Annotated in this window: 11 protein-coding genes; 3 read left to right on the forward strand and 8 right to left on the reverse strand. The window is 59.0% G+C overall.

Features of this window, described 5'->3' with window-relative positions; genetic code table 11:
* Window positions 1–2498 (reverse strand): filamentous hemagglutinin N-terminal domain-containing protein (locus M3436_04150; protein MDQ3563351.1); only part of this gene is annotated, 2498 nt, incomplete at its 3' end.
* Window positions 2499–2682: 184 nt separating this feature from the next.
* On the opposite strand from M3436_04150, the gene M3436_04155 reads away from it, so the two are divergent.
* A complete protein-coding gene (locus M3436_04155) occupies window positions 2683–4467 on the forward strand; it encodes a ShlB/FhaC/HecB family hemolysin secretion/activation protein (GenBank protein ID MDQ3563352.1) in 1785 nt (594 codons plus the stop codon).
* A 71-nt stretch (window positions 4468–4538) separates the two neighbouring features.
* Window positions 4539–5405 carry a toll/interleukin-1 receptor domain-containing protein gene (locus M3436_04160; GenBank protein MDQ3563353.1) on the forward strand — a complete coding sequence of 289 codons (867 nt, stop codon included), beginning with the start codon at window positions 4539–4541 and terminating at the stop codon, window positions 5403–5405.
* Window positions 5406–5457: 52 nt separating this feature from the next.
* Here the strand turns inward: M3436_04160 and M3436_04165 are convergent, their stop codons facing one another.
* From M3436_04165 to hppD, 7 genes are all read right to left on the reverse strand, one after another.
* Window positions 5458–5919 (reverse strand): hypothetical protein, encoded by a 462-nt coding sequence (locus M3436_04165; protein ID MDQ3563354.1) that lies wholly within the window; start codon window positions 5917–5919, stop codon window positions 5458–5460.
* 156 nt (window positions 5920–6075) lie between these two features.
* A complete protein-coding gene (locus M3436_04170) occupies window positions 6076–7416 on the reverse strand; it encodes a TRZ/ATZ family hydrolase (protein ID MDQ3563355.1) in 1341 nt (446 codons plus the stop codon).
* A gap of 105 nt (window positions 7417–7521) precedes the next feature.
* A complete protein-coding gene (locus M3436_04175; GenBank protein MDQ3563356.1) occupies window positions 7522–8445 on the reverse strand; it encodes a hypothetical protein in 924 nt (307 codons plus the stop codon).
* A gap of 310 nt (window positions 8446–8755) precedes the next feature.
* Entirely contained in the window at window positions 8756–9397 is a 642-nt protein-coding gene (gene maiA / locus M3436_04180) for a maleylacetoacetate isomerase (protein ID MDQ3563357.1), read from the reverse strand.
* Window positions 9394–10377 (reverse strand): fumarylacetoacetate hydrolase family protein, encoded by a 984-nt coding sequence (locus M3436_04185; protein ID MDQ3563358.1) that lies wholly within the window; start codon window positions 10375–10377, stop codon window positions 9394–9396. The genes maiA and M3436_04185 overlap by 4 nt, the downstream gene beginning before the upstream one ends.
* Entirely contained in the window at window positions 10378–11502 is a 1125-nt protein-coding gene (locus M3436_04190) for a homogentisate 1,2-dioxygenase (protein ID MDQ3563359.1), read from the reverse strand.
* The gene (gene hppD, locus M3436_04195) at window positions 11502–12560 is read right to left on the reverse strand and encodes a 4-hydroxyphenylpyruvate dioxygenase (protein ID MDQ3563360.1); all 1059 of its coding nucleotides are present in this window, start codon (window positions 12558–12560) and stop codon (window positions 11502–11504) included. Before hppD ends, M3436_04190 begins: the two co-directional genes overlap by 1 nt.
* A 225-nt stretch (window positions 12561–12785) precedes the next feature.
* On the opposite strand from hppD, the gene pdhA reads away from it, so the two are divergent.
* On the forward strand, window positions 12786–13853 hold the full coding sequence (pdhA, locus tag M3436_04200) for a pyruvate dehydrogenase (acetyl-transferring) E1 component subunit alpha (protein MDQ3563361.1): 1068 nt from the start codon (window positions 12786–12788) through the stop codon (window positions 13851–13853).
* The last annotated feature ends 7 nt before the right edge of the window (window positions 13854–13860 follow it).

Below are 13860 nucleotides of genomic sequence, written 5' to 3' on the forward strand. Positions count from 1 at the left end.
CCGCCATTGCCTCCGCCACCGCCATTGCCTCCGCCTCCGCCGTTGCCTCCGCCTCCGCTGGTATCAAAGATGCCGTCCTGAAGGGACACCGCCACGGAAGAATTAGACCGGGTAACCAGGAGGTCCCCCACGGTTCCGCTTTGGCCTGGCGGGATCGGCCCATTGCCGACGGAGAACGGACCCTGTGCAAGGTCGATCAATATTTTTGCGCCGGCTCCGTCGACCTGCCCGTTGCCGTCGGAAAATATGACATCGTTGCCCACCTTAATTTGGATCAGCGAGATTTCTGAGAAATCTTCATTAAGTTTTACATTCACGTTTATGCTCGTATCAAAACTTGGCGGATTGTCACTGCCATCCAATATCGTAAACTCATCTGAGTCTACCCGTAAAAAACCGCCACTCGTTAGCCTTACAATTCCATCCTCCGATCCCGCAACGCCCGCTTCAATGTTTCCGTCGACCGTCAGGTTTCCTTGTGGCGCTATCAGCTCGACCCGCGCAGGGATCGAATCGATTGACCTAGCGTCTACCTTTCCCGAACGGATGTTCCCACCCAACGAATTCGCGACTATAGTGCCGCTCGCCGTCACCGAACCCACGCGAAGATTCCCAAGACTCCGCAAATCTACCCCTTGCGAAAGATCCACCCCTTGAAAAGACCAAACGTCGCCGCCCGTTACACTCGCCGCGTCTGCGGTCAGACTAACCGACCCACCGAATCGATCTACGGTGTTAAAGTTGCCCAGCCTGATGTCGCCGTGAGTAGCTCGGATCACCAAATTTCCGTTCGCGGCGAAGTTTGCCGGATCCGCAGTCAGGACGTCACCAAGGGTTACGCTTGCCCCGCGTATGTTTAAATCGCCGCCGTTTGTCAGAACTGTATCGCCGAGATCCTCCATTTCGAAGGAGCCCAATTGATTTTCGTCCGCGTCCGCGATGAAACTGACAAGACAGTCTGCACATGGTTGCAGATTCAGCTGATTCGACTCGATGTCCAAGATTTTTATGTTGTTCTGGGCCTGCAGCGTAATGTTGCCCGTCAAACTTTCCAGCTTCCCTCGCGAAAGCGTGAAATTGGAGGTGCCGCCGTCATCCTCAGAAATCTGAGGATCAATTAAGGATAATTCATCGTCGTTGTCGTTGAGGGTGTCACCCTCGCCTTCATCCACTATTGTGATGTTCGTAGGATCTAGCAGCAGGCTACCCTGTTTCCCATGTGCAGCGCCCAGGTCGACATCACCGCGGAAGGCAAGATGTTCTTTCCCCGACACCTCGACGAATCCCCCATCGCCGCTGGTCTCCCCGCCGCGTGCCGAGATGTCGCCGTGGAATGCGGTAGTTTCATCGGACCAAACGACCACCTTGCCGCCGTTGCCTTCCTCAAGTGCGTCGGCGCGGATCGTAGAGTCACGGCTGACATAGGTGCGTGTCGCCGTGGGCACTTCGCCCTGCCCCTTGTAATCGCCACCCACCAGAACGCGCCCTCCGCCATTCGTGCCCGACGCGTGAACACGTGCGCCAACGAGGCCGACTTTTTCACCGAGAATGTTAACGTTTCCCCCGAGAGCCTTGCCTACGGAATCTCCCGTGTTTGAAACATCGAGAGTCCCCGATGCGATGGCGACGCCAGGCGAATCCGGAATGGTGGTATCCGACGCCGTGAGTTTTACCACACCGTTCTCATCTACCATCATACCTGCCGCTTCTTCCAGATCACCTCCCGTCAACAGCGCGGCCAAACTGGCCGGCGTTACAGGCTGCACATCGCTCGTCAGTTCTGCCTTGGCAGCTACAGGTAGATCTAAGGCTAATACCTGCCCTTCCTGACTCACGCGCACCAGCTTCTCACCGGGGACAGCGGCAATCGTCACCGCGCCGCCCGGAGCAGAGAGCTTGCCGGTGTTGATCACCTTGCCGCCGACCAAAGCGATGTGCTCTCCCGGAGCAACCGCTAAATCGCCCACGTTCACGATCGCGCCCGAACCTTCCTCAGTAAACCCGAGGCCGCTCGGGGATCCCGCCAACTTCGCGTAGTCGTTAGACCCGGCCCCCTTAAACCATTCTTCGCCAACCTGAACGCCTTTCGCCGTCGTCGCGATGAAGGACCCCGGGACATTCAGCCGGGCTTCTTTACCAAACACGATCCCGGCGGGGTTCATGAAGTACAGGTTTGATTTACCGCCCGTAACCTTCATCAACCCATTGATCAGCGATGCCTCGCCGCCGACCACGCGGCTGAGAATATTGCGAACGTCCGGCTTGGAGAGGAAGTTCGCGATCTGCCCTTTGGAGAGTCCGAATTTCTGAAGGCTATGGAAAAGGTTTGCGCCGGCCCGGGTGCCGCCGCCGATGTCATATTGGCGAGGGTTACTCCCGGAGATCTTGACCTGCGTCCCGGTGCCGTCGCGCGCCGAAACGATGGGCCGTGCATCAACCGCCTCTATCGACACTAGACACGCCACGAGTATTAGAATTAATAGGATAAATTTGTTCATGGCTTGCTCCCGATACGCTTGGAAATAGCGTCCACCAGTCCCGCCTGTCAGCGCTGCACGGGGACTTCCCCGATCCACGCGACTATAAATATAATCACGGGGTCATTTAAAATATAGACTAAATCAGCTAAAGTTTCTGTGAAATAGTTACACTAAGACGAATGATCAGCCTGAGGGGAAAGGCATGGGCATCATCGATCACGCCAACCTACGCTTTTGGCACCTAGTATACCTAGTATTTGGCCTGTGTCTGTCACTCGGACTCGATGCAGCCGAAATCCCAGCGGTACCGGGACATACTTCCTCATCGGAGAATTCGGTCGTCCAGCGGAGCGATCCGAATGAGGATCGTTACCTGCGGCGTCGCATGAGACCCACCGAGCCGTTGCCTAACGACAAGCAACCGATCCTTAAGCGTAAGAAAGCACCGATGCTTACGACACCGCAGACGGGCGGTATCCGTATTTTCGTACGCCGTGTCAACGTCACCGGAAACACCGTACTGGACGATCAACAAATCGAGGCGCTCACACGCCGCGTCGTGAACCGCTCCGTGACCTTCGCAGAATTAAAGAACACGGCCGATGCGATCACGCAACTGTATGTCGAACAAGGATACCTTACCTCGCGCGCTGCGCTGGTTCCGCAGGAGGTACGCGACGGTATTGTGCGTATTCAAGCAGTGGAAGGCCAAGTACAAGACATAGAAGTAAAAGGTGCGCGACGCTTGCGTCCTAGCTATGTGAGATCACGTGTCGCACTCGGCGCGACATCTCCACTTAACGTGAACCGACTTGAAGAGGAGCTCATCCTCCTGAAAACAGACCCTCTTCTCGCTGACCTGAGGGCAAGCTTGAGACCGGGCGATAGGTTAGGACAGTCGCGCATCGTCACCGAGATCACAGAAGCGGATCCTATCGAAATCGTGATCAATATCGATAACTTCTCCCCGCCTAGCATCGGCTCGGAGCGCACCGGGGTATTACTCTTACACCGCAATTTGTTAGGCCTAGGTGATGAGGTCTACGGCGCTTATAATCGCACCACCAACGGCGCCTCCAATAACGGCGAATTTAGTTATCGCATACCGTTCAATGCGAGGAACGGTACCTTGCAAGTGCGTGCGGTGATCGACCGCAGCGACGTGACTGAGGAAGTTGCCGAGGATCTGAATATTCGCTCAGATAGCGAGCTTTTCGAGGCCAGTATACGGCAACCCTTGATACGATCAATTCGCGACGAGCTGGCGCTATCACTGGGCTTCTCGCGTCAGAATGGCAAGACTTTCCTCGGCGACGTCGGCTTTGGATTCGGAATCGGGCCCGAGGCAGACGGGACGAGCCGCACCAGTGTTTTGAAGTTCGGACAAGATTATTCTCACCGTGATCCGAGTGGCGTTTTGACACTGAGGTCTCAGTTAAATTGGGGTATCGATGTTTTGGATGCCACGCTCAACAATTCGCCGGTGCCCGATGGCCGGTTCTTCAGTTGGTTGTTCGACATTCAGCGTGTCCAGCGCCTACACGAGGATCATCTGCTCATCGCGGAGAGCGAGCTGCAACTAACCCCTGATAGCCTGTTGCCATCGGAACAGTACGTCATCGGGGGCGGTCGCACAGTGCGTGGTTACCGTGAAAACGCGCGCTTTGGGGATAACGGATTTCGCATCTCCATCGAGGATCGTTACGCGGTTTATCGAGGAAAAAATCTTTTACCGATCGTTCAGCTTGTACCGTTTACCGATCTCGGCGTCGTATGGAATGCTGCTGGTAATCCCAATGACGAGAGCTTACCGAGCCAGCGGTTTCTCGCAACGGTCGGCTTGGGCTTATTGCTAACCCCACTCCCAGGCTGCGATCTGCGCCTCGATTATGCGGTTCCGCTCATTGATCTAAACGATCGCGGTGACAACCTTCAAGACCACGGTGTGCATTTCTCGATCTACTTAAGCCCGCTCGCCTGGCTATAAAGCTCGCCGGGTGGGGTACTAGAAGGTGGCTAGCAGATCCCAACCTCGTACCTAGGGATCACTAACCTAAAATGGCCGGCGTATTTATCAGCTATCGACGAGGAGATGCGGCGGCCGACGCCGGTCGGCTTTTCGACGACCTGCAGAGACGCTGCCTCAAAGATCAGGTTTTTTTAGACCTAAGTATTCGAGCCGGCCAAAAGTTTCCAGTATTGTTGTCAGAAAAGCTCCGGGATTGCGATGTATTACTGGCACTCATTGGTCCACGTTGGCTAGACCTGATGAAGAACGAGGACACCGGACAACGGCGGTTGGAGGGCGAGCAGGACTTTGTGCGCTTCGAAATTGCCAGCGCCTTGGCGATGCACAAGCTCGTGGTTCCCGTGCTACTCCCGGGCGCTAAGATGCCGAGACCAGCAGAATTGCCAGAGTCGATCAGAGAGTTGGTCTGGCTCAATGCATTCGAAATACGCCATAACCGGTGGGCTACCGATCTCAACTTGCTCATACAACAGCTCCCGCGCAATCTGAGATGCGGTGAAGAAGTATCGATGACCCTATCATGGAAGTCCTGGGTGTACTTGCTGCTCGTTCCAACGATGATGCTTACGCTGGTGCATGTTTTTATGGTCAATTTGAATTTTGACCCACAGTTCATGTTGGTGGGATTGTCGTCACTGCTCGGCATCGTTCATTCGATCCGATTCCGTTTTGGATGGTTTGAGCGATTGCTAGTCGGGGTTGTGATTTCAGTTGCCACTGGATTGCTGGCGTCGGTGATCGTCTCCGTTTTATGGCAGCAAGACATCCTTCTTCAGAGCTGGGCCGAGGTACGTTCGTTCGCGACGTTTGTCTCTGGTCTTCTTGCTGGTTATTTGGCTGGGTCCCTGCTCGTAAGTATATTCCTCCCGCGAGGATCAGGTTCACGCAACTCTTAAGACTTCTCAGAATCCTCGCCACGCACAGTCCGATCCGTAAGGACCAAAACGGCTACCTCTCGCGGACGATACTGAACCTCCAAGGCTTTTCGCTAAAGTGCCCTCTTGTATCCTCGACCTTAAAAAGGATCTGATGATGGCCCACGGGAATTTCGGCGTTCTCAATCTGCATCACAACAGAATCACGCTGTACATTAATGAAGTTGCGAACGCGAGGTAGAAGATTCACTTTTGGCTTCTTCTGGTAGAACATTTGCAGACTGTTCGGATTGATGCTCGCACCCCCAAATGCCTTAAGTTCGATGGTCAAGGCTATCGGTGACATCATTTCGTTCTGTGCACCGTAGATCGTTATCCTCGGTCCGGGGAATGGGCCGCCACGCACATCGTCATAGAGATCGTCCGGCAACTTGGCTTCGTCTTCGGTTATTAGTTGAAAGGCGAATGCGGACGAACAGCAGGCAACCAAAACAAGCGCGGACAGGCTATACAGCATCGATACAGATCTTGTCATTCAGCGTCCTGCAAGTAGATATTTAAAAGCATTTATTCTTCACCATCGAACATACGACTTGCGCTGTTGGCTGTCAATAACACGAAGTAATTCGGTGGGTGATGGTAGCTATTGCGGTCGAACGTCCCCACACCACCTGGACGAAAGCCCATTCGGCTACGGGCTTGGTGAACCGGATTTGTCCCGCGCCGCCTGGATGCGCGCTCGCCATCGCTCCGCCTCGCGCAGAATCTCGGCTTCATCCAGGGTCAGCAACTCGCGATTGCGCAGGAGGCGGCGGCCGGCGACCCATACGTCCGTCACCGCCTCGCGGTTAACCGCGTAGACGAGCGCCGAGATCGGATCGTAGACCGGTTGCGTTTCGATAGCGCCTAGATCAATCGCGACGATATCCGCTTGCTTGCCGATGGTGAGCGAACCCGTGATGGCGTCGATGCCGAGCGCCCGCGCGCCGTTCAAGGTAGCCATGCGCAGCATGGAGGCAGCCGGCGCCGCGCAGGGGTCGCCCGCCACGCCCTTGGCGAGAAGCGCCGCCGTGGACAGCTCGCTCAGCATGTCGAGGGAATTGTTGCTCGCCGCCCCGTCGGTGCCGAGCGCCACATTGATCCCGGCTTGGCGCAGGGCATGAATGGGACAGAAGCCGCTCGCGAGCTTGAGGTTCGAGCGCGGGCAATGCACGATATTCACGCCATGCTGTGCGCACTCGTCGATGTCGGTCGCGGTCATTTGGGTCATATGCACGGCGATCAGGCGCGGTGACAGCAGGCCCAGCCGGGCGAGACGGGCGAGCGGCCGTTCACCGGTCGCTTCGATGGCCTTAGCGACTTCGTGCGCCGTCTCGTGCACGTGCATATGGATGGGGAGATCCAACTCTTCGGCGAGCGTGCCGATGCGCTCGAGCGGCGCATCGGAGACCGTATACGGCGCGTGCGGCGCGAAGGCGAAGTGAATAAGCGGATGGGCACGAAAGGCGTCGTGCACGCCCAAACCCTTGCTCAAGTACTCGTTCGCGTCCGTGGCCCAAGGAGTTGGAAAATCGATCAGGATCAAGCCGGCGGCGGCGCGCATACCCGCCTCCGCGGCCAGCTCGGCGACCCGGTTCGGGAAGAAATACATATCGTTGAAACAGGTCGTGCCGCCGCGCAGCATCTCGGCGGCGGCGAGCCGCGTGCCGGCGCGCACGAATTCATCGGCCACCCAGCGCTGCTCGGCGGGCCAGATGTGGCGGGTGAGCCAATCGCTGAGCGGCAGATCGTCGGCGAGCCCGCGAAAGAGCGCCATGGCCGCGTGCGTGTGGGCATTGATCAAGCCCGGAATCAAAACATGCCGGTCGAGACTGAGCACCTCGCGAGCGCGCCAGCGGAGATCCGCCTCGGCGCTCGGAAGTATATGAACGATGGCGCCATCGCGTACCGCGAGGGCGTGAGCTTCGAGGACCCGGCCTTCGGGGTCGACGGGAACGATCCACCGCGCTTTAATGAGGAGATCGGCTTCCATTGCGGTCGTTTTTCACGTGCGGTGCTCCTCGCGCATCAGCCGTGCAATCTGAACGTTCGATCGAGGTGTCGCAGAAAGGTTCGGATGTGCCCGTAAGGATTTTTCTCAGTTGTTACCGACTTTTCGCTGTGCCTCCAAGCCATCCCAAAAGGCGGCGACGCCGTCCAACATTTCATTTCCGTAGCGAATGAAGGCGTCTTCGTCCAAGGTCCGATGAAAATAAAGCTCCTCGAGCTCTTCCTGCGTGTGACGGGCATGTTGCGCCTCCAAGCGCTCGTGCCAGGTGAAAAACGCCAGCGGCAGATCGGCCCCGCTGTGCGGATTGAACTTCTCGAAGCCTTCGATGAGATCCGTCCAAAAGCCGGCCGCGGCCCAATTTTCCACGGCGAAACTGGCCGCTTGCGAGATCTGGTAGTCGTCGTTACCGTAGAGCCGCGCTAACTCGTCGCAGAAAAACAAGGTCGCGGATGTGCCGTGCCGGCGCTTGCCGACATCGTTAAATCCCAGACCTAGCTTAGCGGCGATGCGCAACAGCCACTCGAAATGCGCGGCGCGGAAACGGAAGGTGCCGCCTTCGACGGTGCCCTCGGTCGAGACGAGCTTTGGGTCGGTGTGCTCATCGTGCCGCCCGGCCGATTCCTTGCCTGGATTGAAGACCACGCCGATCTCATTGGCAAGGATCTCTTTCGAGGCCCGCATGCCTTCGAGGGAGTCGGCGTTGATGGTTTTATAGAGTTGCGCGACCAGAAAGAGATTGGAAAAGACGGAAAATTGAACGATGAACGTTTTGATCTGCTCGCCGGATTGTGCGCCGCGGCGGAACCAGGCCGTGTAAGGGTTAGCAATGATTACCCGATGCCGCAGCAGTTCCTCCTTGATGCGCTGCTGAAACGCGAGGAAACGCTGGGCCTTATCGATGCTATAACCGGGCTGATCGGTGGCGACGGCCGTGAGCGACGACGGACTCAACCCGGCGAGATGATGGCGGGCGGCAAAACGGTTCAAGCTTGGAGTGGTGACTGCGTTCATAAATGACCTCCTTATTACACAGCACATTCCCCTGCAAAAAGCATAACCAGTTAGACCGGCAAACCGGCCTCGAATTTCAACGCAATGAGCGTGATTTAAAGTCGCTGGTTATAAAAGCTGTCCGCAAAAAGCACGCCCGCTAAGAGTTTGTGAAAAAACCGTCGCGAGCGAAGGGAGGTCGTGTTCCGCCGGAGCGCAGGAACCGCAGTGTATGTTGATATACATGAGGATTCCGAGCACCGCCGGAACGCGAGATCCCGAGCGCAGTAGGTTTTTTCACAAACTCTAAGTCGTTTTGCAAACACCTTCCTCACACGGAAGCATCCGGCTGAGCGTCCGGTGCGGCTTGGCAAAACTCCGGCAAACGCGAGCAGTGGCCGTCGATGGCCTGAAGCCTGGGATAGGCGCTTAGATCACATTCGAAGCGCCGCGCGTTGTACATCTGCGGCACGAGGCACAGGTCCGCCAGGGTCGCGGTGTCGCCAAAACAGAAACAACCCGCGCTAGAGCGACGCTCAAGCTGGCGCTCGAACGCAGCGAAGCCCTCCGCGATCCAGTGCCGGTACCACCCGCGGCAGGCTTCCTCCCCCTGCCCGAGGAAGGTTTTGAGATAATTGAGCACCCGCAGATTATTCAGGGGGTGAACGTCGCAAACGATAAGTTGCGCCAGACCGCGGACATAGGCGCGGTCTTGGGCGCCGGCAGGTAGCAGCGGCGGTTCGGGACAGACCTCATCGAGGTACTCGATGATGGCGAGCGACTGGGTCAGCACCACGCCGTCCGCGACCAGCACCGGGACGAACCCTTGCGGATTGATCTCTCGGTAATCCGGCTCACGCCCGCCGTCTTGGAGAAAATCCACGTACCGCGGCTCGTAGGCGAGCCGCTTTAAATGCAGCGCGATGCGCACCCGATACGCCGCCGAACTGCGGAAATAGGTGTAGAGCGTCAGTGTCTGCAAACCCGAACCTCTTGCGCGATGGCACCAAAGATTGACCGGCCGTCGCGATCGAGCATTTCGATACGGAGCCGATCGCCGTGGCGCATGAAGGGTGTCTCGATGCGTCCGCGGTTTACCGTCTCCAGCGCCCGCTGCTCGACAATGCACGAGAATCCCAGTGCCGGATCGGCATTGCTCACGGTCCCGGAACCGAGAACCGTGCCGGCAGGCAGGGGGCGCGTCCTGGCGGCGTGACTGATGAGCGCGGGGAAATCGAATTGCATGCCGGCGCCCGCATGCGGTTGTCCGAATAACCGCTCGTTCCAGAGCGTTTGCAACGGCAAGTGCACCTTGGCGCCGTCCCAGGCATCGCCTAGCTCGTCCGGCGTCACGGCCACGGGTGAAAACGCCGGGCCCGGTTTCCCGTGCAGAAAGCCGAACCCCTTGGAAAGCTCGCCGGGGATCAAATACCGCAGCGATATATCATTGACCAGCATCAATAAGGCAATGTGAGCGCCCGCCTCCGCCGGGCTCACGCCGCGCGGCACATCGCCGGTGATTACCGCGATTTCCGCTTCGAAGTCGACGCCCCAGGCCTCATCAGCCACCTCGATCGGATCGCGCGGGCCGACGAACCCCCCTGAATTGCCCTGATACATGAGCGGATCGGTGGACGCGTTGGCGGGCATGCCAGCGCCGCGCGCCTGGCGCACGCGTTCCACATGGCTGAGGTAGGCGCTGCCGTCCAGCCATTGATAGGCCCGCGGCAAGGGTGCGGCCAGGGCGCTCACATCCAGCGCAAACCCGCTCTGTGCACCGCGATTGAGATTTTCGTAGACCGAGTGCAAGCGCGGCGCGGCGCCGGCCCAATCGTCTAGAGCGCTCTGCAAGCTCGGCACGATCTCCGCCACCGCGGCCGCCCGGGTTAAATCACGGCTCACGACGACGAGCGCGCCATCGCGGCCCCCAGCCTTGAGCGAGGCGAGTTTCATTCAGCGCTCCCGCCAAGAATCCACATAACCGGGCCATTCGACGCCCGGGGGAAGCGCCGCCACCTCGATCGCATCGCGCGCGTCGATCATGAGCGCGACCTCGTCGGTCTCGGTGCGGCGGTGGGCTTGTCCGGCCTGGAAAGCCTTCGGGTGGGGCCCGTGGGTGATGCCGCTCGGGTGCAAGGTCAGCATGCCCGGATGGATGTTATCGCGGGAGAAAAACTGGCCTTGGTGATAAAAGATGACCTCGTCATAATCGTCGTTGTTGTGAAAGAACGGTACCCTCAACGAGCCGGGATCGCTTTCCAGCGGCCGCGGGCAAAAGGTGCAGACCACGAAACGCTCGGCCAAAAACGTCGTGTGCGCCGAGGGCGGTAGGTGATAGCGATGGCTCATCAAGGGCCGAATGTCGCGCCAATTGAGGCGCACGGGCACGAGGGTTCCGTGCCACCCTACCGCATCGAGCGGGTTGAAGGGATAGGTGATTCGGCTCACCGCGCCGCGGCGCTTCACGGCCACCCGCCATTCACGCTCCGAGCGCTGGGCGCGAAAGGCCTCGTCGATGGCGGGTGTATCGAGAACGGCCGGATCGAACACCGCATGCTGGCCGGCGATTCCTTTGTCGGGGAGCCGGTAACTGGCGCCGGTCGCCTCGATCATCAACAGCGTCGCGGGCGCCGTGGTTTCCAGGCGCCATAAGGTACCGCGAGGCAGCATGAGGTAATCTCCCTCGCGGATCGCTAGGTGGCCATAATCACAGTAAAGCTCCCCGCTGCCCGCGTGTACGAACAGCAGCTCATCGCCATCGGCATTGCGCGCAAGACTGTCCATCGACGCTTGCAAGCGCCAGATCCGGAGATCCAGAAATGCGTTGGACAATAGCCGCACCGCCTCCCACGGCATCGGCGTAAACCCATCGAGTTTTGCCGTATCGAAGGCGCGCGGCCGGAGAGGGCCTTGTACCTCGGTCCAGCCGGTCGGCGGATGGCGGTGGTACATTTGCGTCGAGGGACCGTAAAAGCCTTCTTTGCCGAGCTCCCGTTCGTAGGTATCCGCGGGCAGATCCGCGTGCGCTTGACGCGAGGACTGCCCTTCGCTCTTGGGTAATGCGATCCACTGAGCCATCAGATCACCCCGCGCTGCATCTGTTCGCGTTCGATGGCCTCGAACAAGGCCTGGAAGTTGCCCTCGCCGAAGCCTTCGTTACCCTTGCGCTGTATGACCTCGAAGAAGATGGGGCCGATCACGGTCTCGGTGAAGATCTGCAACAATAAACCGCCCTCCTGTTGACGGGTAGCGCCGTCGATGAGGATGCGATCGCGCCGCAAGCGCTCGAGATCCTCGCCGTGCCCGGGCACACGCCTTTCGACGGCGTCATAGTACGTCTCCGGCACGTCCAGGAACTTTACGCCGCGCTCGCGCAAGGACTCAACGGTGGTATAAATATCATGCGTCGCGAGCGCGATGTGTTGGATGCCCTCACCGCCATAAGCCCGGAGGTATTCCTGGATCTGCGAATGACGATCCGAGGGCTCGTTGATGGGGATGCGGACCTTCCCGCCGGGGCTCGCCATCGCGCGTGACTTCAGTCCCGTCTTTTGGCCCTGGATATCGAAATAGCGGATCTCGCTGAAATCGAAGAGCCGCTCGTAGAAGCTCGCCCACTCGTCCATCCGGCCCTTGCGTACGTTGTGGGTCAGATGGTCGACATAGGTTAAACCCACGCCGTCAACGCGTGCCGGCGTACCCGCGAGCGGTAGGAAATCGACGTCGTAGATCGAGCGTTCCCCGTAGCGATCGACGAGATAGATCAGGCTCCGGCCGATGCCTTGGATCGCGGGGATATTGAGCTCCATCGGGCCCACCGGACCGCGATAGGGCTTAGCGCCGAGCTTTAGCGCCCGCTTATACGCCGAAGCAGCGTCTCGCACGCGCATGGCGAAGGCGCACACCGAAGCGTCATGCTTGCGGGCGAAGGCCTGGGCGAAACTGTTCGGCTCATGATTGATGATGAAATTGATATCGCCCTGGCGATAGAGCGTCACGTGTTTCGAGCGATGCCGCGCCACGGCGGCGAACCCGAGCGTCACGAACAATCGTTCCAACGCTTGGGTGTCGGGCGCGGTATACTCGACGAATTCGATACCGGCGGCCGCCGTCGGATCATCCGGGGGGGTCTGCATAGCCTGCGCCTCTTTAGCAAATACGGGGCGTGTCGGGATCTTTGACTGGCCCTGGGATTAAAGATTCCTAGCCGTGAGAGCGCCCTCGTGGAGCCCTCGCGCGGCTATAATATTATACGGAACCTTCGCGCTGTGCAGCGATCGAAGCGAAGGTAAGAGTCGCACCGCGTTCCGCGGCATAAAAACGCTGCACTCAATTAGCCCCCGGGCAAGAAGGAGGCGGTCGTGAAAGAAGTCGCTAGCTTCCGTATTCACTATACACAGTTTCTGGATCCTGGCGGGGCCCCGGCTGGTCCTTTACCTGATTTCGCCCGCGAACCCGCCGTGCTCATCGATCTCTATCGCGGCATGATGGCCGCGCGTCAGTTCGATAAAAAGGCGATCGCGATGCAACGCACCGGGCAACTCGGCACCTATGCCTCGTGCCTAGGGCAGGAGGCGATCGGCGCCGGTATCGGGCATGCCATGCGGCCCGAAGATGTGTTGTTGCCCTCCTACCGGGATCAGGCCGCGCAATTTCCGCGCGGCGTGCGCATGGCTGATATCCTGCTCTATTGGGGCGGCGATGAGCGCGGCATGGACTATGCCCACTGCCGGGAAGATTTTCCTATCTGCGTCCCGGTGGCGAGTCAATGCTGCCATGCGGTAGGCGTGGCCTATGCCTTCAAATATCGCGACGAGACGCGCGCGGCCGTGTGCATCGTCGGCGACGGCGGGACCTCCAAGGGGGATTTCTACGAGGCTCTCAACGCCTCGGGGATTTGGCGCTTGCCGGTGGTGTTTGTGATCAACAATAACCAATGGGCCATCTCCGTCCCGCGCGCCGCGCAAACCGCGGCCGAGACTCTCGCGCAGAAGGCGATCGCGGCGGGGGTTGCGGGCGAGCAGGTCGACGGGAATGACGTGATCGCCGTGCGTTATGCGGTGGATCGGGCGCTGGAAAAGGCTCGCCGCGGGAACGGGCCCAGTCTTATCGAGGCGTTGAGCTATCGTATGGGCGACCATACAACCGCAGACAATGCCAGCCGCTACCGCTTGCCCGAGGAGGTCGAGCGCTACGGGCGGGCCGATCCGATCGCTCGTCTGCGTGCCTATCTCCTGCGCGCCGGCCACTGGCGGGAGGAAGACGACGCGCGGCTCGAACGGAGCGTCGCGGCCGAGATAGAGCAAGCGGTGCGCGATTACACCGCGATGCCTGTACCGAACCCGGAAACCATGTTCGCGCATCTCTACGCGGCCTTGCCGCGCGCCTATAGCGTGCAGCGGGAGACGGCCGGTTGCGCCGGTAAATAGGTGCGCC

This window comes from Pseudomonadota bacterium (genome assembly GCA_030859565.1).
Taxonomy (GTDB): Bacteria; Pseudomonadota; Gammaproteobacteria; order JACCXJ01; family JACCXJ01; genus USCg-Taylor.